Source organism: Shewanella sp. 1311 (genome assembly GCF_059338235.1).
This window is the reverse complement of record NZ_CM181686.1, coordinates 890,848-916,119: the sequence shown is the minus strand read 5'-3', so window position 1 is coordinate 916,119 and position 25,272 is coordinate 890,848. Positions and strand designations below refer to the sequence as shown.

Genomic DNA, 25,272 nt, shown 5'->3' with positions numbered 1-25,272 from the left:
TTCGTTGAAGGATTTTTTATGTCTAGGAAGTATTTTGGGACTGACGGTGTGCGTGGCAAAGTTGGTACTTTCCCTATTACCCCGGATTTCGCGATGAAGTTAGGTTGGGCTGCGGGTACTGTGCTGGCGTCTAGTGGCACTAAAGAAGTACTGATTGGTAAAGATACCCGTAGCAGTGGTTATATGCTTGAGTCGGCAATGGAAGCTGGTTTTTCTGCTGCGGGTGTGAATGTTGCGCTTATTGGCCCTATGCCGACACCTGCGGTAGCGTATTTGGCTTCTACATTTCGTGCTGACGCAGGGGTGGTGATCAGCGCATCACACAATCCATTTTATGATAATGGCATTAAGTTCTTTTCTAATTCCGGTACTAAGTTAAATGATGCGCAGGAACTGGAAATCGAAGCCTTGTTAGAAAAGGCGCTGAACCAGAATGCGATGCAGTGTGTTGCCTCAGAAAAACTCGGTAAAGTGCGCCGTATCGATGATGCTGCTGGTCGTTATATTGAGTTCTGTAAAGGCACATTCCCAAATCATTTGTCTTTAGCGGGATTGAAGATCGTGGTTGATAGCGCCCATGGCGCCGCATATCACATCGCCCCCAATGTTTACCGTGAACTCGGTGCTGAAGTAATTAGCATCAATGATAAACCTAACGGCGTGAATATTAATGATCACTGTGGGGCGACGCATTTAGACAGTTTGCAAACTGCGGTTATGGTACATGAAGCTGATTTAGGTATTGCGCTTGATGGTGATGCCGACCGTGTCATGTTTGTCGATCACAATGGCCATGTAGTTGATGGTGATGAGATTTTATTCATCCTTGCTCATGCTGCCCACAGCAAAGGTGAAATGACGGGTGGCGTGGTTGGTACCTTGATGTCAAATCTTGGCTTAGAGCTGGCGCTTAAGCAGATGGATATCCCTTTTGTTCGCGCTAAAGTGGGCGACCGCTATGTCGTTGAACAACTTAAGCGCACAGGTTGGCAACTAGGCGGTGAGGGGTCAGGACATATTTTGAGCTTGCAGCATGCTTCAACGGGTGATGGCATAGTTGCATCCTTACAGGTACTTAAAGCTATTTTAGAGTCTCAAAAAAGTTTGTCTGAGATTAAAGTTGGCATGACTAAACTTCCGCAATTGTTGATAAATGTACGTTTAGCTACGGCTGATGCCGATAGCATTTTAGCGACAGCTAGTGTTCAGCAAGCCGTGATTAAAGCAGAAGAGATTTTAGGTGACCAAGGGCGAGTTCTGTTGCGCAAATCCGGAACAGAGCCGCTTATTCGGGTAATGGTCGAATCTACTGATACTATAATGACGCAGACTCAAGCCGAGTTTATCGCAGAGGCAGTAAGAGCGGCATAAGCCAGGAGCGAGAATCTAGGGCGTTACTTCGCAACTGCTAGGACGGCCTTCGGCCTCTAGGACGCTACTACGTGTATAACCTAGAAGCAAAGCGCTCTAGCAGGGTGGAGCCCGTTCGGCTTTTGTTGTAAGCGAAGCGTTCCGTCAACCATCAGCATCTTTGGTCTGCTTTTATCACTTCAATAAATTGCTCAAAATCCTCAAGATGATGATGTACAACATGTACAACATGTACAACATGTACAACATGTACAACATGTACAACATGTACAACATGTACAACATGTACAACATGTACAACATGTACAACATGTACAACATGTACAACATGTACAACATGTACAACATGTACAACATGTACAACATGTACAACATGTACAACATGTACAACATGTACAACATGTACAACATGTACAACATGTACAACATGTACAACATGTACAACATGTACAACATGTACAACATGTACAACATGTACAACGATATCGAGGTTGAGTTCTTGGTAGTCATATACTGCGATGTTTCTAAGTCCGACCATTTTCTTTAAGTTATCAACTAGTGGCTGAGTAATAACGTTATTTTGTGCGAGTAATGTAAAGCTATCACGGCTACTCAGGGGGATCCCCAGTTGTTGGCGGTTAATATGATTGGCTATTTCGATACTGGCTTCGCTGCAGCGTTGTAAATTGAGGATAACGCTGTCTCTAGGGCGGCCTTCGACCTTTAGGACGCAGCAAAAGGCGCTGCTGCTAGGACGCCACTACGTGGCGCTAGAACCTAGGCCCTAGAACCGAAGCGTTCCGTTAACTTCTTCGCTCTGCTTTTTCTCTCCTCCTATTTCTGCGTGCCGAAGGTGTCATAAATTGCGGTTTTTCTTAATTTTTGCGAGCTATAGGTTGCATTAACTAGCTTTTTTCACTATTTTTGAGTGCTATGGGTTGCATTTATAGTTTATTTGCTTTGGGGGGCTAGGTAATGCAAATTTTAACGGTGCAGATGAACATTGCCGGAGAATGGCGTGATGTTGCTATGGTGGGGTTTTATGCGCCTGAGAAGGGTACTGGCGGGCCATGTGTATTAAATTATGATATCGAACATGTCACGTCTTACTTCCATCAATTTGCGCAAACTGCAGTGAGTGTATCGTTACCCGTTGATAATATCCCGTTGCGGAGCTCTCACTGGCATCGCTTTTTGGAAGATATTATGCCTGCAGGCTCCAGCCGGGATTATTGGGTTAAGCGGCTTGGATTACAGGATATGCCTAATTTGGAAAGGGATTTCCAATTGTTGAAATATGGAACTATCGCGCCAATTGGCAACTTACGTATAAAAGAATCGGTGCCTGAAAAGGCTAAAAGGTCATTACCTGTTACCTTTAGTATCGCTGATGTCAGTGAGTTACAGATTGATTTTATTGAGTATGCACAATCTCGCGGGGCTGCTGCAGGTGGCGCCTCCGGTGCAGGCGGGGCTGCACCTAAGTTGTTAGTGCGATTAAATGAGCAGCAAGGTGTTTGGATTGATACCTTTCAAAATGATCCGCGCAATCTCGATCAGCCTTATTTAGTTAAATTTCCAAGGGGTAAAACCACTCTGGATAGCGATATTTTGCGTGCAGAGTATCATTTTTATCATGAGCTTACACAATTGGGCTTTGAGACTATCTCCGTTGAGTCGATGAAGCTTATTGAAGCTGAGCGTGGCCCTTCTTTATGGTTACCACGCTTTGATTATGGTGTCGAGGCGGGGGTAATGGTGAGTTATGGTATGGAGTCGGTTTATGCCATTTTAGGTGAGCCTACAGCAAAGCCTTTACTACATGCCGATGTGATTAGACGGCTTTTGGTCGCGTTTAATAAAAAAGAAAACTACGGTAATACTAGGACGCTACTTGACGTTGAGGCAGAGCTTGAAGGCAAGAGTGGCATTGCGGCGTTTGTGGTTGAATGGGTGCGAAGAGATTTATTAAATATTGCCTTTGGAAATTCCGATAATCATGGCAGAAATACCTCTTTTATCAAGTATGGAAACCGCGTCCAGCTGGCACCCATTTATGATTTTGCACCCATGAAAGCAGATTATGAGATGATCACTCGGACCTTTACCTGGGGCGAGGGGATGGAGTTAGGTGGCGTGTATAACTTTCCTGCCATTGCAGAACATTTATCCGATTTACTGTCGCCTAATGAGTTAATGAGCGCTTTGAATGAAACCGCCGTGCGTTTACTTGGTCTTGAGCAGCGTTTACGTCAGCGGGGTGTGCCTGAATTGATTCTTGCACATTCGGGAATTGGTTTTGCCACGTTAGAAGCGAGAATGCAGCAGTGGGGGCTATTATGACGGTTTTATCTAATGTTGCAACGGATTCGATTGAAACAAAAGGCAGAAGTGGTCGAAAAAAAATTTCGGTTAATCGAAAGCCTTTGACCCTTAAAGATAGGGAAGATTTATTATTAGCCGCTACATTGGGTCTCTTTTCGGGGAAAAAGACTCAAGGTCAAGTACTTAAATGGCTGAGAGTTGAGTTGTTATCACTGAGCCAGGACCAATATGCCAAAATGGTTGGCGTTAGCCGTAAAGCATTGTCTGATATAGAAAGCGATAAAGGTAAAAATGGTGTTGAGTTGATTAATCGAGTTTTTAGCGGAGTCGGGTTTCGTATTGCATTAATGCCAAAGGATAGTGTAGTGCTAAAAATGGCGGTAGAGGCGATTTAGAAGCTAAAATCTTGAACGCAGCAAAGCGGCTACGGGTGACGGCACGTAGCCGCTTTGCGACGACTGCATGGGGCAGATGCAAGAGATAGATTGCTTTAATTTGCAAGAGTGCAGGTGCTGCGATTGAGCGTTCCGTCAACCGTCTACGTTTGTAGCAACTTTGTCGAGTTTCTGCATTTTTGGTCACTTGGGTTTGTAAACACTTCATCTGAAGAAAATATTTATGTCATTAATGAAAATCATCAATACTTCGGCTTCAAGTCAATCCCGTAACCGCTCGCAAACACTCGAAAAATTATGGCAAGACTACGAAAAAAAACAATTAAGAAATAAACGCTATCGAACAAAATTAGAGGTTTTTTATCACGAGTTTACCTCTCAATTACTTGAAAAAGAGCTGGCGATATGTGAAGCCACGGCACAATGGGTGCGTCATTTATTGACTTTTGTGCAGCGCAAATCAATCAAGGGGCGCCAACGGGAGGCGCTGCTAGAATGGATCGAAGAAGAATTAATCATTATTGAATCGAATCCGTTTAATCCTATCAATACTCACGAAATACGCGATAGCTTCACTTGCCTGCTTATGGCTTATCAAGCAACGTTGCCTAAGCAAGACATTGGTCAGCACGAGCTTGATGCTGTTCGTGAAGAGTTAGAATCTATGTTCGGCTTTGAGTTGGATATAGACGATGCAGCACTGTCTGAACTTATTGATGAACCTGTGAAGTTCCAGGCTTTTTTTGAGCAAAAATTGGCTGAACAGCACAATAAGGCTTTTGATGACGGCGACGCTGACAATGCGTTTGAGCAAGATGAGACGGAGTATGATGCTGAAGAGGATGATTTTTTCTTTCAATCGACTCAATCAGAGCAAGCGTTAAGCCTTGAGTTATTTAGCGATAAAACCATGACCAAATTGTATCGGCAATTGGCGAATCAATTTCATCCCGATAAAGAGCCTGAACCCGCTAAAAAGGCGCTAAAAAAAGAGTTGATGCAGCAACTATCTCAAGCCAAGAAAAGCAAGGATGCTGTCGCCTTACTGATGTTGGCACTTGTATATCTGCCAGAGTATAAGCTTGAGGCCGATGCAGTTATGATAAAACGTATTGAGGCTGCGTTGCAGGTTAAAATTGGTTTGTTAAATCGAGATTATCAATCAATGCAGAATGGCAATGATATTAAAAGTATGATTTGGCAACGTTTTGGGAGTGGTTCAAAAGCGTCACGTGCTAAGGAGTTAGCGCAATATGGTGATGTGCTCACGATTGAAACTGAAGAGTTACTCGCAAAAGTGACTAAGATAAAAACAGTACAAGCGATACAAAAGGAATTAAACCAACGTAGCCAACGGGGGAGTTTTAAGGACATTTTTGATCTTGCTATGTTTAATGACGAAACTTTTGATGAATTTTGGCAATACAAATAGCGCAAGGGTGGAACTTCGTAACGGCTATGCCGCTGCAAAAGGCGCTTCCAGGACGTACATAAGCTCGCTCTAGAACGCCACTACGTGGCTCTAGGAACTAGACTACTCTAGCGGCGAAGTGCTCTAGTGTGCTTCGGATGCCGCTTTGCTAAGGGTAACAGCATGTTTCAAAGCGGCTACGGGCCGTCACTACGTAACTCACAGTTTACGGATGACGGTATAAAAGTGGGATCCCCGCATCGATGACAGCACCTGTATTTTTTTTCTCAAGTGTTCTATCTCCTGCATCTGACCACCATGGAGGGTGAATATGTCATATTTTGTATGGAACAAAATTGACCATGCAGTCGTTCGCGAGGATGCCGGCGTAAGCTCAAAGCGCTTGGCTTTTCCGAAAGCGCAGCGTTCTGTGAGTGAATTTGCGAACGTTCTGTTTTCCTTGAGCTTAAAACTTAGACTCAAGGAGGAGCGAAGCGACGCTCTGCTTTTCTGATATACTTCCTTACTTTTTGTTTTCTAAGATTTTGCTGTGTGGTAGATATGATGCGGATTTTGGTTACTGGTGGCTCTGGTTTTATTGGATCGGCTTTGGTTCGTATGTTGATTAAACAAACGGAGTCAGTGGTGCTCAACTTCGATAAGCTGACCTATGCGAGCTATCCTAAATCTCTGGCTGGTGTTGCTGATAGCGAGCGCTATCATTTTATTCAGGCTGATATTTGCGATAGAACGACATTAGACCAAGTTTTCCATGATTATCGGCCTGATGTTGTGATGCATTTGGCTGCCGAAAGTCATGTTGATCGTTCAATTGATGGACCTGCTGAATTCATTCACACCAATATTGTGGGCGCTTATACCTTGCTTGAGGCTTGTCGTCATTACTTTCAAGGCTTGACTGCCGATAAGCAAAAAGTGTTTCGATTCCATCACATTTCCACTGATGAGGTCTACGGTTCACTTGGTGATACGGGGCTCTTTTCTGAGACGACAGCTTATGCTCCCAGCTCTCCTTATTCGGCGAGCAAGGCATCGGCGGACCATCTTGTTAGAGCTTGGCATCGCACCTATGGTTTACCGATAGTCATCACTAACTGCTCTAACAATTATGGGCCTTTTCAATATCCTGAGAAATTGATCCCGTTAATGGTGTTGAATGCATTAGCTGGCAAGCAGTTACCTGTATATGGCAATGGTCAACAAGTTCGTGATTGGTTGTACGTTGATGACCATGTACGGGCGTTGTTTCTCGTGGTGACCCAGGGCACAGTGGGGGAGACTTATAATATTGGTGGCACTAATGAGCGGAGTAATCTTGAAGTCGTACATCAAATATGCGATTTACTTGAGGAGTTAGTACCCACTCATGCACAAGCACTTGCGGCTGATGGTGTTGGTTTTCGCAGTTTGATAGAACATGTTACTGACAGAGCAGGGCATGACGTTCGGTATGCTATTGATGCTAGCAAGATCCAGCGAGAGCTTGGTTGGCAACAATTAGAATCCTTTGATTCAGGCCTTAGGAAAACGGTCGAGTGGATAGTGGCTCGGTATCATAAATCGTAAATTGATTAATATTGCAGATTTGTACCGCTAGCGAGCATGGGAAAATTTGAGGTTACATATTATTTGAAGCTACTTATTCAGTGCAGTAGAAGCTAAGACATGTTGTTTAGTAAATTATCGAGGCAATTTCTACAACTATGTTTATAGCTAAATTTAACTGTTCCTAAATATGATGAATCTGAGAAGCAAGGATAGCTTTTATGTTTAACAGGCCGTAATGGTGACGCTAAGTAATCGACTTGGTGCTGTCGCTGCTAACTTTATATCTTCGCCTGATTTAATGATAAGCATGTCATAGGGCATAATCTTGATGAACTTGCCATTGTGCTCCCATGTCATTGTATCTAAGCAGCAGAGTAGTTGGATGATAGTTGTGTCAGCTTCAGTCTTGTGGTGCTCTTTTTTATTGTTGTTTGTAATTGCAGCATGTTCTACTATAAATATGCTATCAAAGTTAAGCCTTTGAGTATGTGCTTTAAATACGCCTCGTTTAGTCATCACATTGAAATCAATAACATCACTACCCAATAGTTGGCTTGTTATTGAGGTTTCACCTGCAAAGCAGAAGGGACTGTCTATGGGCGTGAGTCGTTTATACTCAGTTGTATCTGTGTCTCCCTGTATCCTTTCTTCTGCACCAAGGTCATTTATCTGTTTTCCCCCTTCATGGCTATCGATACTGAGTTCAACACCATCGCCTTCTAGGATGACCAGTTGTCTGTCTATGCCATTAAATAATGAAAAGGGTCCGTTACTGCTAATGCTTGCTATGCTGAGCCGATAATCGAATTCAGTAAGTTCGGCATTGATGGGGGAAATAAGTAGCTGTTTTGTGTTCCCGCCGCCATTTTTCCATGGCGTTGATGGGCAATCTTGATAGCGGATCAGTTGCGCTTGTTTATCTAAAGTCATTCCTTTGTCTCTGTATTTTACCCTGTGATTCAGTAATTATTTGCTTGCTCATCCTTGAGCCTTCTATTCGTTCCGTGAATGAGCTGAGTACATTTGAGCTTTAGAGGGTTACTGCACGATTTTATAATCGAATAGCTATGTTCCTCTCTTCAAAAAACACTCTGCTATTGTTTCTTTTTCAACACATAATTAGCAGCCAGATCGCCAGTAATTCTTTGGCCTTCAGTATCTAACATGATCAGCTGATTTTCACCGACCAGATACTGTGTACCATCTTCCAAGGTGATCTTTTGGCCTTTCTCATCCCACGCTGCTTTGCCCATCAGTTTAAAAATCTTCTCATCTTTACCCAAATAGACCGTTTCTTGAACAAAGCTATTATCAGATTGTAATGTGATCAGGGTTTGAATACCTTCGCAACTGGCGCAAGGCAACACACCTTCATAGCTGCCTGCCCAATCGAGTGAATTTTGGCTAGTATCACCAACAGGGACGGTTTTAGCGGCGTCTGTTTGAACTTGGGTCGTATCGACTGCGGTTTCTTCTTTTGTGGCTTCAGAGCATGCCGTGGTAAATAAGGCCAGAAGTGCGATGCAACATAGTGATTTGTTCATAGTGGCTCCAATAGAATTTCGAGGTGTTACGGGTTAAGTGCATTCATCATACCCGCCAAGGCTGGCTGAGCCTAACTTTGGCTATTTCTATTTTATAACAATAGCTTAAGTTGTAATCGCGTGTATTCCAAGTGGCGAGGATGTTAGTTATTAGCCTAAAGTCTGTAACCAATAAGATGAAAATTTATCCTTTGAAACTAGTCACTTTCGAGATTGAATCTATACTAAAGCTTAACTATTCATCGTATACGGTGGTTCTGTGGCGTTATTTAAGAAAAGTGCTGATGTTATCGAGGATAAATCCCATAAGCCTAAACATGGCATTTGGAAAGTTGCCATTATTGATGATGAGCCTGGGATCCATGAGGTGACTCGATTTGCTCTGAAAAATCTGACCTTAGATAATCGGGTATTACAGTTCTATTCCTGTTACAGCGCCGCTGAAGGTTTAGCGTTACTTCAAACCGAAACGGATATTGCATTGGCTTTTATTGATGTGGTCATGGAAACCGACCATGCTGGGTTAGAGCTCGTTCAAAAAATCCGTACTGAGTTAAATAATCACAGCACCCGCATCATTTTACGTACGGGTCAGCCGGGACAGGCGCCTGAAGATCAAGTGATTCGGGACTTTGATATCAATGATTACAAGGCCAAAACAGAGCTTACCGCGGCTCGGCTTAAGTCTTGTGTCTACACTTCACTGCGTTCCTATCGCGATATTAAAATCATCGAGCAAAGCCAGAAGGGGATGGAGAAAGTTATTGCCGCCTCCACCTCGGTACTTAAAAGTCATACATTACATAATTTTGGCAGTGCGGTGCTTGAACAGACTTTACAGTTACTCAATCTTGAAAGCTCAGCCCTTTATCTCACCAGCTATCATCAAGACCTTTACCTCGATACCCAAATGAATCTTCTGGCCGCCACGGGTGAGATGATCAGTTACTGTGAAGGTGGCAGCGTTGAGACGCTACCAGGGGATGTACGTGAGTATATTATCGAGGCTATCGCGCTAAAAACCTCGCTCGTTCGTGACAATATTTACGTTGGGTTTTATGAGCTAAGTGGTCATGTCACCAGTATTTTATATTTGCAGCACAACACTAAATTAACGGATTTTCAAGTCAGTATTCTTGAGCTATTTGCGGCCAATGTGAGCTTAACTTTCGAGAATTTGTCGGGCCGTGAAAATGTGCAGCAGACGCAAAGGGAGCTGATTTTAATCATAGGCGACGCCATTGAGCAGCGCAGTAAAGAGACCGGAGCCCATGTACGTCGGGTTGCGCGCATGACTGAAATGCTCGCGATTGCCATCGGCATGCACGCGGACTTTATCGAAACGATTCGATATGCTGCGCCGCTGCACGATGTGGGTAAAATAGGTATTCCTGAGAGTATTTTGCATAAGCCAGGCAAACTCGATGCCGAGGAATGGGCGATCATGCAAACCCATGCCGAGAAGGGCTATAACTTGCTCGCGGGATCAAATCGTATTATTGCCAAAATGGGTGCCCGAATTGCTTATACCCACCATGAGCGTTGGGATGGGCAAGGGTATCCCCGTGGAATTGCCAAGGAAGAAATCCCCATTGAAGGCCGACTCATGGCGATTGTCGATGTGATTGATGCGTTGCTTTCCAAGCGCAGTTATAAAGAGGCGTGGTCAGTCGATGCGGTACGAGAGTATATTTTGGCGCAATCGGGTAAGCAGTTTGACCCCGTATTGTGTGAAGCGAGTTTAAAACTGTTAGATGCGTTTGCCTCCCTACATATCCATATTCCGGACGAACCGCTATGACCCGAATGCTTGATCGAATCCTATTTGATGTCAGTAAGTCTCAGGTTATTGATGAGGGCGATCTCATTCAAGCATCACAACTTATTGTGAGTTCAATCTGTAAGGGATTACAGATCACGCGGGCGGGCATTTGGTTGTTTGGTCAAGATAATCAGACTATTGCTTGTTATTATTTACTCGACCACCAACAGCCGCAAGAAGCGTTAGTGCTCACTCGCGCGCAGTTTCCTCATTACTTCAGCTTACTCGACAATGAGCGCACCATTGTCGCTAATAAGGCGCAAACGGATCCTGCCACCAAAGAGTTTGTCGACACCTACCTGAAACCGAATCAGATCACCTCTATGCTGGATAGTCCCATTCGTCACCACGGCAAAATGGTGGGGATTATTTGTTCTGAGCATCAAGGTGAGGCGAGGGAATGGACGCGGGATGAAAAGGCGTTTGCTTCGGCACTGGCCGATCTCTTTGGTCGAGCCATGAGTGCCAAAGAGATCCTCGAATACCAACAACAGCTCAAACTCATTAATACCGATTTGGAGCATCAAGTTGAACTGCGAACAACCGAACTCGAGACGGCACTATCGACCTTAAAATCGACCCAAAAGCACTTAATTGAAAATGAAAAAATGGCCGCATTAGGCAGTTTAGTCGCCGGTGTTGCTCACGAGGTGAATACGCCACTGGGTATCGCGGTAACATCAGTGACCCATTGTTTGGATGAGTTATCGCTACTAAAAGGGTCATTCGAGAAAAACGATCTCGATGAAGATAAGTTTGTCAGTTTTATCAATACAATGCAGGATGGTTTATGTTTAATTGAGCGTAATCTATCCCGCGCCGCAGAACTGGTTCATAACTTTAAACGCACTGCCGCAGATCAATCGATATTGGAACGTGAGCGCTTTAATATAAAGAACTATATTTTCCAAATATTTAGTTCATTAAAGCCCTTAATGCGTAAGAAAAACATCACTTTAAAAGTCGAACTCGATGACAATATTTTCATTGATTCCTACCCCGGTGCGATCGCTCAGATTTTTACCAACTTAGTCGCTAACAGTTTTCGCCACGCTTTCCCCGATGATTTTGCTGGAGAGAAACAAATTGTCATTGTGGTTGAAAAGGAGGGTGCACAGATCAAGATGACTTATCAAGACAATGGCATCGGCATGTCCGATGAAGTGAAAGCCAAAGCATTCGAGCCATTTTTTACCACGGCGCGCCAAAGTGGTGGAACAGGTTTGGGGATGTCGATTATTTATAATCTGGTCACCCAAAAGCTCAATGGAAATGTTTCACTCTTCTCTGCGCCGAATCAGGGGTTACGTATTGAGATATTTATCCCAGAGCAGTAGCAAGTGCGAAGATTGGTAAGCACTAGGTTCAGCAAATGCGCTTGTCTTTATTGAATAGAGGATTGATTCATCTTACTGTTGCTGAATTGCTTTTAGTGCTTGGAATGTAAACGGCTATTGCGCTATTATTTTCGTTAATCGACTGACTCATCTGCTGTCATCCGTTCTTCCGGCTCGTCGTCTTTTATATGCTACAATCTGGACACTTCACCTAGCTTATCAATCTTAAATATTTCAATGAGAAAAGGCATTTTACTGGCGGGCGGTACTGGCTCGCGTCTTTATCCTATGACGCAGGTTGTCTGTAAGCAATTACTGCCCATTTACGATAAACCTATGATTTATTATCCACTTGTCACCCTGATGCAGGCTGATATTCGGGATATATTGATTATTTGCACTCCCCACGATTTACCGCTATTCCATGCATTACTCGGCGATGGCAGTCATTGGGGACTTAAGCTGCAATATGCCGAGCAAGCCTCTCCGAAGGGATTGGCGCAAGCGCTCATCATTGCTGAGCCATTTTTAGCGGGTGAAGCCTGTGCGCTTATTCTTGGGGATAATCTATTCTATGGTCAGCATTTAGCGGCAAATTTGCAACATGCTTGGCAAGCCCAAGCTGGGGCGACCGTTTTTGGTTACCATGTGGCGAATCCTAATGCTTACGGTGTCGTTGAGTTTGATGGTGCAGGTAAGGTGCTTTCTATTGAAGAAAAACCTCAACATCCACGCTCTCGTTACGCTATGCCTGGGTTGTACTTTTTTGACGGCCGCGCGGCCGCATTTGCAAAAACGGTTTTACCTTCGGCAAGGGGCGAGTTAGAGATTGTCGATGTTATCACTCGTTACTTAGCCTTGGGAGAATTGCGCGTCGATATTCTAGGGCGGGGGACAGCTTGGTTAGATACGGGCACGCCGGATGCGATGGCCGAGGCGACACAATTTGTTGCTGCCATTGAGAAACGACAAGGTCTAAAGATCAATTGCCCAGAAGAGACTGCATTTCGCAGCGGTTGGATCAATGCGCAGCAATTAGTTGAATTAGCTCAGCCTTTACTCAAAAGTGGTTATGGTGAGTATTTGCTCGGCTTACTCGATAAGCAGGTATTTGATGAAATGTAGCGCAACTGAGTTAGCCGAAGTGTTGGTGTTTGAACCGCAAGTCTTTGGGGATGAACGCGGTTTCTTTATGGAGACGTTTAGGCAATCCTATTTTGATGCCTGCTTTGCACAGCGGGGATTAGAGTCATGTGTGTTCGTGCAGGAGAATCACAGCCGTTCGCAACGTAATGTCCTGCGAGGCTTGCATTTTCAACGGCGTAAACCGCAGGGGAAATTAGTGCGGGTCTGTGCAGGGAGCATTTTTGATGTGGCCGTCGATATAAGGCCCGACTCGGCCACCTATGGGAAATGGGTTGGGCGAGTGCTATCAGCAGAGAATCATCTGCAAATGTGGATCCCACCGGGCTTTGCTCACGGTTTTTATGTTCTCAGTGATTATGCTGAGGTTATTTATCAATGTACCCAATACTATGATCCTGAAGATGAAAGCGTTGTCGCTTGGAACAGTGCTGAGTTTGCCATTGATTGGCCATTAATTACTGCACCGATTTTATCCACGCGAGATAGCATCGCCAGTTCACCATCATAAAGCCAATCACGGTTTGTATTAAAAGGAATGACAAGGCTGTGATATCGCCTAAAATGGCACTCGGTGTGCGGATTTCGGCAACCGATTGGGTCGAGGGTGGTTGGGATTTAGCCCAAAGCCTAGTGTTGGCAAAAGCATTAGAGAGCAGAGGTTGCGATTTTATTCATGTGAGTACTGGCGGGTTAAGTCCGCTGCAACAAATCCCTGTCGCTGAGCACTTTCAAGTGCCTTTTGCCGAAGCAATTAAAGCTGAGGTAAACATACCTGTGATTGCCGTGGGCTTAATTACAGATGCTAATAAAGCGGAAACTATTTTGGCTCAAGGGCAGGCCGATGCTATCGCGCTTGCTCGCACTATGCTCTATGACCCACATTGGCCTTGGCATGCCGCTGCAACATTAGGTGCAACTGTTAAAGCGCCGCCACAGTATTTACGTTCATCGCCCCATGGGATCAAGTCACCGATAGAGTAGAGTGCGTAACTTGCTATTTATCAGTGGCATTAAGTCCTCGATTTTTTAAACCGTTTTTATGGGTAGAAAACAAAACGGGCAAGAATTATCTTGCCCATTTTTAGTTTTAACTACGCACTCACTATTTCGCAGGTTCAACACTCGGTCTGGTATACCAAGGTGCTCGCGCATCTGTGACATCAAACAAGTTGTACTTACGTCCAAGCATTTGACCACCGTCACGGGTCAGTGGCATCCAAGACAAGAAAGCACGACTTTGAGTCGATTTTATGGTCATAAGATCGAATGGGATGGAAATATAGAAGCCCTTGGTAAAGCTGCCTTCGCCGTATTCTTCTGCTGATAAATTGGTTTTAGTCGCAAATGCACCGACAATAACACCGCTATCAAACTGTTTAGAGAAGTCAACCGTCACGCCTTTATCTTCGGTAAGATACTGCCCTGCGCTCACTCTAAGTAAAGTATTGGGGAACCACTCCGGCTGGTAATAAGCCGTTGCATGCCCAGTCACAACACCAGTTTGCACTCGATAAGCCCGATTTGTTAGAGGATCAAATTGGTTTTCGTCACTAAAGAAACCGAACATACTGTCGGGATCTCGTTGTTTCGCATAGTTAATATCAAAACCAAATGCCCATTGGCTATTGAGTGGGCGATAGAGAAATTCTGTCCCCACACCGCCATACATCATCTCTAAATAACCGCCATAGGCTTGGTAGGAAATGTTATCACTAAGATTATCCATCCATGTCAATTGGAGGTTATTAACCCTCACCGGGTTATCATGAACGTATTGGCGTATTAACGTTCTTACTCGTTTCAAGTCGGTACCGTCTGGTGGTACGTCATATAAAAACTTATCGTAGTTATCGTATAAGTTGAGATAAAGAGAACCGCCAAATTCGAAATTATCGGTAAACTTATAGTTTGCACTCCCAGTAACACCGATATTAAACATGTAGAAGCCTTCTGAGCCTCCGAAGGATTGCACCATAGTGGGAGCAACATCGAAGCCTAATTTATCCAGCCAATCTTTATCAGTACGCGTTACTAACTCACCTTGGGGTAAGCGTGCGACAGCAACTTGACTTGCATCAGTAACCTTAGCATTGAGGTAACCAAAGCTGGCTACTTGGGCAAATTTTTCTGCATCAATACGCGTTTCTGTAATCGGCTGGCTATAATGGGTCTCAATTAAGCGATACTCTTTGATTTGAGTCAGATCGCTATTATTGGCAAGTATAGTGGCAGCCCTTTGGTGGGCTTCATTTCGATCACGATATTTAGTTTGCTCTCCAACCACGGTAATACTGTCAAAGTCGAGGTAAATTTTAGCGTTGCTATAGCCTGAAATCGTTTGCAGATCCTGCGCAACCTTATTCCAGTCAATTGTTGTTTTTAACATTGCTTCTTTAGGCTGAACGATTAAAGGAGTGTCAGCTATTTCTTCTTTGATGTGTAGAGTGGTGTCAGCCGTCGCAATGATATTTTCTGAAGGGCTAACACTATCTAATGGAATATTGGCTGTTTGCACATGCGTTAATGGTGCCGCTGGTATTGGCTTATATTTAGCTGCAGCAGGATCGCGCTTTATCTGAGTTAAGGTATTGAAATTCGTTTGCAAACTAAAACCGAGCGTCCAAGTGTTACCACGTTCATAACTTAAATGCAGATCGCCCCAGTCACCAAATCGATACAGTAAACCATAGTTGAATTTGCTGTCCTGTGGCATAGCAATACCACCTTGAACAACAGGGAAGTCGGATTGATAATCGTTGCCGTCATATTCAAGCTTTAGACGCAACGGTTCCCATGGAGTTTGATACTCAACGCCACCATATAGTGCAGCACAGCCCTTAAACCAACGCTGATAATCAACAGTTCCCCCTTTACCGCCATAGGAAGTGTCACGATCGCAGTTATAGTTAAGATCTTTTTTATCTGAAGTTAGGTTACCGCTATTGCCGATATAGCCCCAACCTATGCCCAGAGTGAAGTCTAGTGGGCCAACCCGTTTAGTCGCTGCAATAAACTCGCCATCGAATAAGCCTGTTCCGCCAAAGTCGCGCACACCGAAAGATGTTTCTGGGAGCCAGTTTGTTTCTTCAAGCAACCGAACTTTAAAGTCAATACCTTTATCTGTGTATTTAGTGTTACCACTGAAACTGGGATCGCTGCTATAGAGTAAATCCTGTACCTGCGTATAACGAACAGTGGTCTCAAACCAAGGAAACAGTTGTACTGAGGCTGTGAAGTGCTGGTAGTCGTCGTTATAGCTAGTCGCAAAATTAAACTCGCCTTCAGGCGCCATTCGGCCTGTTGGCATTTGCATCAAACCAACACCACCAAAATCTGATTGCGAGGCTAACAGTGTTGGATAAGAAAACTCATCTGCAGTTACCTGGAGTAATGGTAATAATGCCAAAGACAGTGCAGATAATCGGCCTAAGGTATGGATTGTGTGGCTAGACTTTTTCATTACAGAGCCCGATTCCTGAGTAATTCAACAATGTTTTCATTCAGTTGAGTGTAGTCATCAAATAGATTTGAAAACTCAACGTAGAGACTTGCTCCAGGAGCAATATCTTGCTCTTGATGATTCCAATAAGCGATGGGTTGTTTTATCGCTTTGCCATCGGGTTGAATAATCCACACAAAACTTGTTTCAGCATTATCGAGTAACCCTGCTTGTTTGAGGTAATCTTTGCTAGTCTTTTGGCCTTGCCATGCCAAATCCCCTGTTTGAGCTACTGCACCAAGCACTGTAACAGTGCTTGGACGAGGCGGTAAGACTAATAGGAAACGACCATCAATTAGCGAATTGTATGAATCATTGATACGAATAAGGTCAATATCCAGAGGCTGCATTACGCGCTGCCCAAGTTGTAGACTGCGAATAAGTTGTGCGAGCTTAGCCAGTTTTGCGATGTAAGCACTGTCGTCTTTTACTTGGCCCATTTTAGCTAACTGGCTCAAGACTTGCTGACGTTTCGTTTCTAATGCGGCGGTATTTTGAATATCGAGTAATGCCGCACCTAACCAATAAATAGGAACAACCTCTTTATTCGTGGTTTTATTATATGCTGGGAGTTGCTGTAATCCGTCTTGTACTATTTGTTCTATTCGCACTGCTGTCGGGTAGTTTAGTTGAACCTGAGCATCCTGATTCGTAGATGTACTGATGAATAACTGGGTTTCAGCATGAACGGTTGCCGTTAGTGCTGAACTAAGTACAAGTGCCAATGGCGCGATGTAATATCTCATAATGGTTCCACTAAGATGCAAATGGCTTAAGTAAAGTTATATCGATAAAAGGCAGATTGGGTGCTATCTTCTGGCGGCTTTTAATGACGTGCCCATTATCTGGTTTTAACCAAAACTCATTTAAATATTGAATATTAAGACCTTCAACAGATACTAACTCGCTGTAATGCAATGCTTGAGTGGGAGTATCATTTATGAGTATCTTTTCCTCAGCGATAAAATCAAACTGTGAATTAAGTTTATACCCATAATGGTAGCCGGGTTGCCAGTCAAGCGTGCGAGTCCAAGTCTTAGGCGTGCTATTTAGATGCAGACCTAGGAGAATAGGATCGGGTTCTGAACTTTCAATAGCGGCTAAATTGCCTGTGAGCAGACTATGAGTTCTCACCAAACGCCCGTTCACAGTCACTAACATTGCTTTATCTGCAGAGAGCCATTTTAGCTCCATTGCTTCTGGCGCTGGTCTGACAGTGGTGAGGGTGTGTTTTGGTTCTGCTAAGGCTAAAACAACAAATGCTTGAGGTATATCTTCTATCTTGACATAGATGCTAGCGTAGGGATTGGCTTCTATTTGCTCGGTGGTGAGCTTAATATCGCTCTCTCCAATTAAAGCTAATTTAATCGTATCGTTGAGGGCGCTAATTCGTTGACTACAGCCGGCAATACCCATTAATGCAACTGAGGCTGTGAGTAAGAGTAGTTTTTTATTTATACGCATCCGAGTTGCTTATTCTCAATAGTAATAAATATCTAATGTAGAGATATCTGAGACTTATTTCAATAAATGAAGTGATTCTCACTTTCTCTAAACGAGCAAAAAAAACAACCGCCAATAGGCGGTTGTTTTATAGCTGCACCAGACGGATTAGTTGGTACCAGTAGTGTTGCTATTAGAAGTTGTAACTGGGTTACCATCAGAGCTGTTAGATATTACAACTGCGCCAGCAATTGCAGCAGCAGCAGCTACACTACCAGCAACAATAACACCAGTGCTAGTGCTTGCAGCAGTACCTGTACCTGCAGCTCCGCCGTCTGCTGCATTTGCAGCCATAGAGCTTAATGCTGTTATTGCAACGATAAGTGCTAGTGAAGTTTTTTTCATCGTGATTCCCTTTTAGAAAAAATTTAAGTGATTTTAGCTAATCTAGTAAAACATGATAGGGGATACTAGCTAAATGATCAATCTTAAATCCTAAAGACGATTCAGGCTTTCGATTGAAATTTTACTTAACTTTAGCTAAGCCCATTTATTTTAATGAGTTATTTATATTTGCTATGAACACGCCATAGAAACTTGCCATTATAAATCTGCTTTAGTCAATGAGTGCTGCATCATAGCTGTTAGCGATGAGGTTCTGCGCTATTTTCTGACTTTAAACCAAAAAACGCTTTAAGTTCGTCGATTTGCTCCATGGCATCTTTGTAGCCTAGGTCGATCAACGCGCTGGTGTAGGTTTTTTCGAATAATAGGTAGGACACGATACTCGAGTCGGATTGTCTATCAATACCAATAAAACCGAGTAAGGTTTTTACTGCCCATGGCATGTCATCGTAGAAGCGGGCGGCAATTTTGCTGAGGTCTTCGCTGGGCTTGATGACTAAGGTTTTAATTGGATGCAAGGCCAGCTTGTTACGGCTTGACTCGGGAATGAGGCTTAAGGTGTTATTGATCCTTTCGAGCCGCTCAAGGTCGCTGTTTAAAGTGTCGGAAAAGATCGTATCGAGTAGATGGCCCGCTATGGATGCGGTTTTAGGGTGATACTCCAGTTCCATTGGGAAGTGTTTGTGAGGACTCTCTAAGTTAATAACTAAGAGTTTTTCGGCGCCTAAATGGATAGGACTTGAGAGCGGAGCCAGTTGGTGGACCGAGCCATCGCCATAATAGGCTTGGTTGAGTTTAATCGAGGGGAACACCATAGGGATGGCCGAACTGGCGAGTAGGTGTTCAGTGTTGAGCATCATACGTTCGCCGCTGCGTCTAGCGCGGGTCCAGTTTTCGATATCCCGTGATGCTTGGAAAAAACTTACTGAGCGTGAGTTGTTGTAGCAAGAGGCATCGACGCTGAGTGCGGTGAGTGCGCCGCTGCGAATATTACGGTCGATACGTTTAAAATCGATTAATTCATTGAGCAGTTTTCGGAGTGGATCGTTATCGAGCAGACTGCCTGCATCGGTATTAACCTTATCATCCTGCATGCCTTTGAGTGCCATTTTACCTAGGTGGCCAAGCACGCCCGTGATGGATGCGCGATACACTTTGCGAGTTTCAAAATGGCGCCACACCCATTCGAGCTTTTTGACGCCAAGATGAAAACAGGAAGCATGGGTGGCAATGGAAGTGCCATTAATGGCACCTGCCGAGGTGCCACAAATGATTTTAAAGGGAATGCCATGATTACGCGGATAAAGCTGAACCAGTGCTTTTAGCACGCCGACTTGATAGGCGGCTCTTGCGCCGCCGCCACCTAAGACTAATGCAGTTGATGTAGGCAATCTTCAGACTCAATTTATTGTTTTAATAGTTTTATTAAAGCAACGCCCCCCTATAAAAAGCAAGTCGGTAGACTCAATTAGTTGCAAATTTCGATTTATAGTTTATTCGATTGCTGCAATATTTCGCTTTAGACAATTAATCCGCTGTAATCTTGATAGTTTGGCTGAGGCCAAAACAATGCTCTGCTGTTGGAAACTCAGCGGTTCTTACTTCTCTGGCGTATTCGGCGCAGGCGTGAGTGATTAAGGAGCTTAGGTCGATATAGCGTTTGGCAAATTTAGGCGTGTAGTCAGAAAATAAGCCTAAAATATCCTCAGTCACGAGCACTTGACCATCGCAGGCGGGTGAGGCGCCAATGCCGATTACGGGGATTGAGACTTCTGCCGTTACTGTGCGCGCCGCGAGTTCGGACGTTCCTTCAATCAGTATGCTAAAAGCGCCAGCCTGCTCAAAGTCTTTCGCTAAACGAACGAGCGCTTCGATGGCGGCAGCATCCCTTGCTTGGGTTTTAAATCCACCCAATTGATTGACGTGTTGCGGCATCAATCCTATGTGTGGCATCACAGGGATCCCTCGCTGGGTTAAAAAACGAGTGGTGTCTAGCATCTCTGTGCCACCCTCGAGTTTTACCGCCTGCGCGCCAGTACGTATCAATACTTGGCTGGCATGTCTAAAGGCTTGCTGAGGCGATTCTTGATAACTCCCAAAGGGCATATCGATAATCACGCAGGCATGTGCTGCGCCGCGAGTGACAGCAAGACCATGGTTAATCATCATTTCTAAGGTAACCCCTAGCGTAGAGTCTTGCCCATAAACCACCATACCGACGGAGTCGCCGACGATAATCATATCCACATGGGGATCGATAAGTTCCGCCATCGGTTTTTCATAGGCGGTGAGGGCAACTATGGGAGTTTTACCTTTCATTTTTTGTAAGGTGACGGGTGTAACACGGTTTTTATTCATGTGGATGCTCATGTCATCTCCAATTTGTTAAATCTGAGAGGGCATGTTAGCGCTTGCCGCTTTGGCGTTAGCTCGATAGATTGACTTAATGTCTAGATAAAAAGACACTTCTACACAGATAAGTGCTTTTATACAAAGAGGCGCTTCTATACGGAAGAGGCTCGATAATACGAAAAGAAGCTTCGATATAAAAATCACCTTGGGCGATCATACCTTGAATCAAGTAACCGACACTCCTTTATCCCAGCAGCACATCACTCAGCACACTCAGGTGGCGCCATCACGTTTAGCCGCCGCAGGGCTAAGCGCATCCATCATGTTACTTAAGCGAACACTCAAGCCGTTTGAACATGTGCAGCGCCATCGTCATTCTTGGGGACAGGTCATTTATGCCAGCCAAGGCGTGTTGAGTGTGATTACGCCTGCGGGGCGTTACATAGTGCCGCCTGAACAAGCGGTGTGGGTGCCTCCCTTTGTCGATCATGAGGTTATCGCGCTAAGTCAGGTGCAATTGAGCAGTCTGTATTTGGATGAAACCCAGATCGGCGGGTTTCCACCCGACTGTACTTGTTTGAGTGTGAAGCCTGTTTTGCAGTTGTTACTGCAAGAGGCTAATGACTTGGTGAAGAGTGAGGCAGGGCTGATTGACCCCGATTTTAAGGATAGCGTCATGCGGCTCTTGATGGTGATCCGTGATTTTATGGTGCTCGCACCTAAGGTCGCCTTGGATTTACCTTATCCTAAGGATAAAAAATTACTGCGCATTACCGAGGCTTTGCTTGCGGATCCGAGCGAGCAAAGCACTTTGGTGGATTGGCAGCGGGAGGTCGGCGCCTCGGCCCGCACGTTAGCGAGATTATTTAAACAGCAAACTGGGCTAAGTTATAGCCAATGGTTGCAAAGGCTTAGGTTGCAGGTGGCTATTCAAATGCTCAGCCGAGGTGAATCTGTGCTCACTACAGCGTTATCTTTAGGTTATGCCTCGGGTTCAGCCTTTGGTTATATGTTTAGGCAGTTGATGGGCGTCGCTCCGAGTCAGTACCTGTTAGCGCAAAATACCTTGCCAAAAATACAGTGCCAAGAATACAAAGATAAACAGCCACAGATAAAAGTCATGTCGTGAGTGATCGACGAAGGTCAATAAAAGTCCAATAAAAAGCCAATAAAAAAAAGCACTTAAGCTGGGCTTAAGTGCGTTTCGTTTTTGATCGTTAAGCTTTTCTATATTTCGCGTTGAGGCTTAGCCTTTCACTGCGTTTTTCAGGAAGTCGAGCAGTTGATCAAATGGAATATCTTGCTTTTCACCAGTGCGGCGGTTTTTGTATTCAAATACGCCTGCATCGATATTGCGATCGCCAATCACCACTGTGTGTGGGATACCAATCAGTTCCATATCGGCGAACATTACGCCTGGACGTTCTTTACGATCGTCCAGTAATACGTCAATACCCGCTTCGTTTAAGTCTTTGTATAACTGCTCGGCGATATCGGTTACGCGGTGCGACTTGTGCATGTTCATTGGCAGAATGCCCACGCTAAATGGCGCAATCGCTTCTGGCCAAATGATGCCACGGTCATCGAAGTTTTGCTCGATGGCTGCGGCCACAATACGGCTTACGCCGACGCCGTAACAACCCATAAATAACACCTGTGACTTGCCGTTTTCGTCAAGTACAGTCGCGTTCATCGATTTAGAGTAGTTAGTACCCAGTTGGAAAATATGACCCACTTCGATACCGCGCGCCATCGCATACGTGCCTGAACCATCTGGTGTTGGCTCGCCTTCGACTACGTTACGGATATCTGCAACTTGTGCTAATGGCAGATCGCGTTCCCAGTTGATACCAAAATAATGTTTGTCATCCACATTCGCACCAGCAGCAAAATCGTTCATGACGCTAACGCTGTGGTCGATAACGATAGGGATGTTAAGACCGATAGGGCCAAGTGAACCAGGACCTGCGCCAATGGCGTCACGGATCAGCGCTTCTGGCGCCATTTCTACTGGTGATGCCACTAAGTCTAACTTGTCGGCTTTGACTTCATTGAGTTCATGGTCACCACGAACAATCAGTGCCACTAACGGCGTCGCTTCTGATGCGCCGACGACGATCAAGGTTTTGACGGTTTTAGTGATATCCAGATCAAACTGCTCAACCAATTCAGCAATGGTCTTCGCATTTGGGGTATCGACTAAACGCAATTCTTCAGTGGCTGCGCCGCGAGGCTCAGTGGGCACTGGTGATTCAGCTTTCTCGATGTTAGCCGCGTAATCGCTACCCGTTGAGTAAGCAATTAAATCTTCACCGCTTTGCGCCAGAACGTGGAACTCGTGTGACATGCTGCCACCGATAGAACCTGTGTCAGCTAATACTGGACGGAAGGCTAAACCCATGCGCGTCAGAATGTTGCTATAGGCGTTGTACATGGCCTCATAGGTTTCATTCATAGTATCGACGTCAAGGTGGAAAGAGTAGGCGTCTTTCATCAAGAATTCGCGTGAGCGCATCATGCCAAAACGTGGGCGAACTTCGTCACGGAATTTGGTTTGGATTTGGTAAAGGTTCAGCGGTAACTGCTTGTATGAGCTGACTTCTTTACGAATGAGATCGGTGATCACTTCTTCGTGGGTTGGGCCCAGTACGAAGTCGCGATTGTGGCGATCTTTAAAGCGCAGCAGCTCGGGACCAAACTTTTCCCAACGACCTGTTTCTACCCACAAGTCTGCCGGTTGCACCATAGGCATTAGAATTTCAATTGCACCGGCTTTGTTCATTTCTTCACGAACAATGGCTTCGACTTTACGCAGTACGCGTAAGCCCGTGGGGAGATAGCTATAAAGGCCCGACGCATTACGACGGATCATGCCCGCACGTAACATTAATTGATGACTAATGACTTCTGCGTTGGCAGGAGTTTCTTTCTGTGTTGATAGCAGGTACTTGCTGACGCGCATTACCGATGTCCAAATTTGAGTTGAATGGTCGCCATTTTATCACCTGCTTTGATGATGTCACCTACGTATTTAGGTTAAATTCAACTAGCTGGGAGACAAATAGCATTTTTGAGAAGATTACAGAGGCAAAGGAAAGCGATTTAAGATGCGATTTGTGCTGGCCGATTTAGCTTTTATCACGCCTATCGCCAATCACTTTGGCAGGGTTGCCAGCCACTATCGCCCAGTCGGGCACATCTTTAGTCACTATGCTGCCCATACCCACTACAGCGTGATCGCCAATGGTCACACCATCGACTATGCCGGCCTGAGCGCCAATCCACACATCTTTACCTATAACAATGCCTTTGGAGTTGGCAGCTTGTTGATAGATGGGCGTATCTGGCGCCATGCCATGGTTGAAGGCATAAATAGTGACATTATTGGCGATGCGAGTCTGGCTGCCAATCTGAATACCGACCCTGCCACCATCGAAGGAGCAACCATGATTAATCGCGACTTCATCCCCTAGTGTGATGGGCCCGTGTAAAAAACAGTCGGCGGCGATCATGCAGCGATTACCCATGCGGATATCGCGATTGGGTTCGGCAAATAATTGCGCTTCGGGGGCGATAAAACAATGCTCGCCGATGTTTACTGTTTCGAGGGAACAAAGTCTTGCTTGAATATCATCCTGCCAAGGTTTTGCCCAGACTAAATGTTTCTCTTTTAAAGAGAAATACAGCCACGGCATCCAAGAGAGCCGCTTTTTATGCTGGCTTTGATAATCAGGCAAAGATGCTGGTTCTGAGCTAGGCGTAGACATTTAGCCACATTTCCCCGGTTTGAGTTCCAGTACCAAGATGTATTCTTGGTCATTATCATCGACTGCCATTTGCCAAAATACATCTAAATCATAGAGGGCGACTTGATATAACTTAGGATCATCCTTGGCTTTTTTATAGGCGGGGCGCGGATCTTGACCCAAGACTCCGCGGATAAGTACGGCTAAATCTGTGTAGGTTTCCTGCTGTGCATAACGCTCAATTTGTGCCTTGGCATTATCGGAATACACCACTGAAATCAGTTTTGGGGCGTCTTGAGCAATGCCGCCGACTGCATCGGTAATCGAATCCGAGAAAGGAATGTAAGGCTTAATATCGATAATGGGCGTGCCATCGACCAGATCCATACCGGAAATCTCAAGGCACACTTTGCCCTTGCGTTGTACTACGCCGTGCAGTTTCACCACTGACTGACCTATGCCATTAGGGCGAAAAGTGGAGCGAGTGGCGAATACGCCGAGTTTTTCATTGCCGCCTAATCGCGGCGGCCTGACTGTGGTTTTCCAACCTTGGGCAAGATTTTCATGGAAGCAAAACAGCAACCAGAGATGGGAATATTGCTCTATGCCACGCACCGCATCGATATGATTGACATGGGGTTCGAGTTCGACATAGCCGCGAGCCTCAACGAGTCCGGGTTGTCTTGGAATGCCAAACTTTTGTTTATAGGGGGTGCGGCATGTCGCTACTGCGACAATTTGGTTGGTAAATGTCATGCAAAAAATTACCTAAAAGGGTAAGTATCATAACCGCCTAAGTTCATCATTCTAAGCTCATCATTAAGGCCCATCTTTGAGCGCTAATTATGCAGCGTTAGCCATGAATCCTTGCTCATGGAACATCAGCCATTAAGCGGTTGATACGGGC

22 protein-coding genes and 2 pseudogenes are annotated in these 25,272 nt (G+C 44.9%); 12 read left to right on the top strand and 12 right to left on the bottom strand.

Annotation, left to right across the window (positions count from 1 at the left end; genetic code table 11):
- Positions 1 to 18: 18 nt before the first annotated feature.
- Together glmM and AC5YB3_RS04100 are read left to right on the top strand one after the other, a co-directional pair.
- Positions 19 to 1,371: a phosphoglucosamine mutase gene (gene glmM, locus AC5YB3_RS04105; RefSeq protein WP_494526620.1), complete on the top strand. Its 1,353-nt coding sequence runs from the start codon at positions 19 to 21 to the stop codon at positions 1,369 to 1,371.
- Positions 1,372 to 1,591: 220 nt separating this feature from the next.
- Entirely contained in the window at positions 1,592 to 1,918 is a 327-nt protein-coding gene (locus AC5YB3_RS04100; protein WP_494526619.1) for a hypothetical protein, read from the top strand.
- On the opposite strand, the pseudogene hepT reads toward AC5YB3_RS04100, so the two are convergent.
- Positions 1,838 to 2,077, bottom strand: a pseudogene (hepT, locus tag AC5YB3_RS04095) (type VII toxin-antitoxin system HepT family RNase toxin); the annotation flags it as partial. The gene AC5YB3_RS04100 and the pseudogene hepT sit on opposite strands and share 81 nt — an antisense overlap.
- Positions 2,078 to 2,346: 269 nt before the next feature.
- On the opposite strand from hepT, the gene AC5YB3_RS04090 reads away from it, so the two are divergent.
- From AC5YB3_RS04090 to rfbB, 4 genes are all read left to right on the top strand, one after another.
- Positions 2,347 to 3,714 carry a type II toxin-antitoxin system HipA family toxin gene (locus tag AC5YB3_RS04090; RefSeq protein WP_347673809.1) on the top strand — a complete coding sequence of 456 codons (1,368 nt, stop codon included), beginning with the start codon at positions 2,347 to 2,349 and terminating at the stop codon, positions 3,712 to 3,714.
- Positions 3,711 to 4,091 carry a helix-turn-helix transcriptional regulator gene (locus AC5YB3_RS04085; RefSeq protein WP_494526618.1) on the top strand — a complete coding sequence of 127 codons (381 nt, stop codon included), beginning with the start codon at positions 3,711 to 3,713 and terminating at the stop codon, positions 4,089 to 4,091. Before AC5YB3_RS04090 ends, AC5YB3_RS04085 begins: the two co-directional genes overlap by 4 nt.
- 223 nt (positions 4,092 to 4,314) lie before the next feature.
- Positions 4,315 to 5,523, top strand: a complete 1,209-nt coding sequence (locus AC5YB3_RS04080) for a J domain-containing protein (protein WP_494526617.1) — start codon at positions 4,315 to 4,317, stop codon at positions 5,521 to 5,523.
- Between the two features lie 543 nt (positions 5,524 to 6,066).
- Positions 6,067 to 7,089 (top strand): dTDP-glucose 4,6-dehydratase, encoded by a 1,023-nt coding sequence (rfbB, locus tag AC5YB3_RS04075; protein ID WP_494527162.1) that lies wholly within the window; start codon positions 6,067 to 6,069, stop codon positions 7,087 to 7,089.
- 204 nt (positions 7,090 to 7,293) lie between these two features.
- On the opposite strand, the gene AC5YB3_RS04070 is transcribed toward rfbB, so the two are convergent.
- Positions 7,294 to 8,001 (bottom strand): HutD/Ves family protein, encoded by a 708-nt coding sequence (locus AC5YB3_RS04070; RefSeq protein ID WP_494526616.1) that lies wholly within the window; start codon positions 7,999 to 8,001, stop codon positions 7,294 to 7,296.
- A gap of 164 nt (positions 8,002 to 8,165) precedes the next feature.
- Positions 8,166 to 8,615 carry a copper resistance protein NlpE gene (locus tag AC5YB3_RS04065; protein WP_494526615.1) on the bottom strand — a complete coding sequence of 150 codons (450 nt, stop codon included), beginning with the start codon at positions 8,613 to 8,615 and terminating at the stop codon, positions 8,166 to 8,168.
- A 259-nt stretch (positions 8,616 to 8,874) separates the two neighbouring features.
- Between AC5YB3_RS04065 and AC5YB3_RS04060 the strand changes: the two genes are divergently transcribed.
- The 5 genes and pseudogenes from AC5YB3_RS04060 to AC5YB3_RS04040 form a co-directional block, all read left to right on the top strand.
- Positions 8,875 to 10,416 (top strand): DUF3369 domain-containing protein, encoded by a 1,542-nt coding sequence (locus tag AC5YB3_RS04060; protein ID WP_494526614.1) that lies wholly within the window; start codon positions 8,875 to 8,877, stop codon positions 10,414 to 10,416.
- Positions 10,413 to 11,774, top strand: coding sequence for an ATP-binding protein (locus tag AC5YB3_RS04055; RefSeq protein ID WP_494526613.1), 1,362 nt, complete (start codon positions 10,413 to 10,415; stop codon positions 11,772 to 11,774). The genes AC5YB3_RS04060 and AC5YB3_RS04055 overlap by 4 nt, the downstream gene beginning before the upstream one ends.
- A 237-nt stretch (positions 11,775 to 12,011) precedes the next feature.
- A complete protein-coding gene (rfbA, locus tag AC5YB3_RS04050) occupies positions 12,012 to 12,899 on the top strand; it encodes a glucose-1-phosphate thymidylyltransferase RfbA (RefSeq protein WP_259564963.1) in 888 nt (295 codons plus the stop codon).
- Positions 12,889 to 13,428: a dTDP-4-dehydrorhamnose 3,5-epimerase gene (rfbC, locus tag AC5YB3_RS04045; RefSeq protein ID WP_494526612.1), complete on the top strand. Its 540-nt coding sequence runs from the start codon at positions 12,889 to 12,891 to the stop codon at positions 13,426 to 13,428. The genes rfbA and rfbC overlap by 11 nt, the downstream gene beginning before the upstream one ends.
- Before the next feature lie 32 nt (positions 13,429 to 13,460).
- Positions 13,461 to 13,901, top strand: a pseudogene (locus AC5YB3_RS04040) (oxidoreductase); the annotation flags it as partial.
- 121 nt (positions 13,902 to 14,022) lie between these two features.
- On the opposite strand, the gene AC5YB3_RS04035 reads toward AC5YB3_RS04040, so the two are convergent.
- The 6 genes from AC5YB3_RS04035 to panB all read right to left on the bottom strand — a co-directional run bounded on the left by AC5YB3_RS04035 (position 14,023) and on the right by panB (position 20,637).
- Positions 14,023 to 16,380 (bottom strand): YjbH domain-containing protein, encoded by a 2,358-nt coding sequence (locus tag AC5YB3_RS04035; protein ID WP_494526611.1) that lies wholly within the window; start codon positions 16,378 to 16,380, stop codon positions 14,023 to 14,025.
- A complete protein-coding gene (locus AC5YB3_RS04030; RefSeq protein WP_494526610.1) occupies positions 16,380 to 17,165 on the bottom strand; it encodes a capsule biosynthesis GfcC family protein in 786 nt (261 codons plus the stop codon). The genes AC5YB3_RS04035 and AC5YB3_RS04030 overlap by 1 nt, the downstream gene beginning before the upstream one ends.
- A 10-nt stretch (positions 17,166 to 17,175) precedes the next feature.
- On the bottom strand, positions 17,176 to 17,883 hold the full coding sequence (locus AC5YB3_RS04025; RefSeq protein WP_494526609.1) for a YjbF family lipoprotein: 708 nt from the start codon (positions 17,881 to 17,883) through the stop codon (positions 17,176 to 17,178).
- A gap of 147 nt (positions 17,884 to 18,030) precedes the next feature.
- The gene (locus AC5YB3_RS04020; protein ID WP_311989347.1) at positions 18,031 to 18,267 is read right to left on the bottom strand and encodes a hypothetical protein; all 237 of its coding nucleotides are present in this window, start codon (positions 18,265 to 18,267) and stop codon (positions 18,031 to 18,033) included.
- Positions 18,268 to 18,506: 239 nt separating this feature from the next.
- Complete coding sequence (locus AC5YB3_RS04015) at positions 18,507 to 19,658, bottom strand: patatin-like phospholipase family protein (protein WP_311989348.1); 1,152 nt, start codon at positions 19,656 to 19,658, stop codon at positions 18,507 to 18,509.
- Positions 19,659 to 19,794: 136 nt separating this feature from the next.
- Complete coding sequence (gene panB, locus AC5YB3_RS04010; RefSeq protein ID WP_012089661.1) at positions 19,795 to 20,637, bottom strand: 3-methyl-2-oxobutanoate hydroxymethyltransferase; 843 nt, start codon at positions 20,635 to 20,637, stop codon at positions 19,795 to 19,797.
- Between the two features lie 187 nt (positions 20,638 to 20,824).
- On the opposite strand from panB, the gene AC5YB3_RS04005 reads away from it, so the two are divergent.
- Positions 20,825 to 21,748 (top strand): AraC family transcriptional regulator, encoded by a 924-nt coding sequence (locus tag AC5YB3_RS04005; protein ID WP_494526608.1) that lies wholly within the window; start codon positions 20,825 to 20,827, stop codon positions 21,746 to 21,748.
- A 117-nt stretch (positions 21,749 to 21,865) separates the two neighbouring features.
- Here the strand turns inward: AC5YB3_RS04005 and AC5YB3_RS04000 are convergent, their stop codons facing one another.
- From AC5YB3_RS04000 to tsaA, 3 genes are all read right to left on the bottom strand, one after another.
- Positions 21,866 to 23,581, bottom strand: coding sequence for a proline--tRNA ligase (locus tag AC5YB3_RS04000; RefSeq protein WP_494526607.1), 1,716 nt, complete (start codon positions 23,579 to 23,581; stop codon positions 21,866 to 21,868).
- A gap of 166 nt (positions 23,582 to 23,747) precedes the next feature.
- Positions 23,748 to 24,386: an acyltransferase gene (locus AC5YB3_RS03995; RefSeq protein ID WP_494526606.1), complete on the bottom strand. Its 639-nt coding sequence runs from the start codon at positions 24,384 to 24,386 to the stop codon at positions 23,748 to 23,750.
- Positions 24,387 to 25,121, bottom strand: a complete 735-nt coding sequence (gene tsaA / locus AC5YB3_RS03990; RefSeq protein WP_107404193.1) for a tRNA (N6-threonylcarbamoyladenosine(37)-N6)-methyltransferase TrmO — start codon at positions 25,119 to 25,121, stop codon at positions 24,387 to 24,389.
- Positions 25,122 to 25,272: the final 151 nt, after the last annotated feature.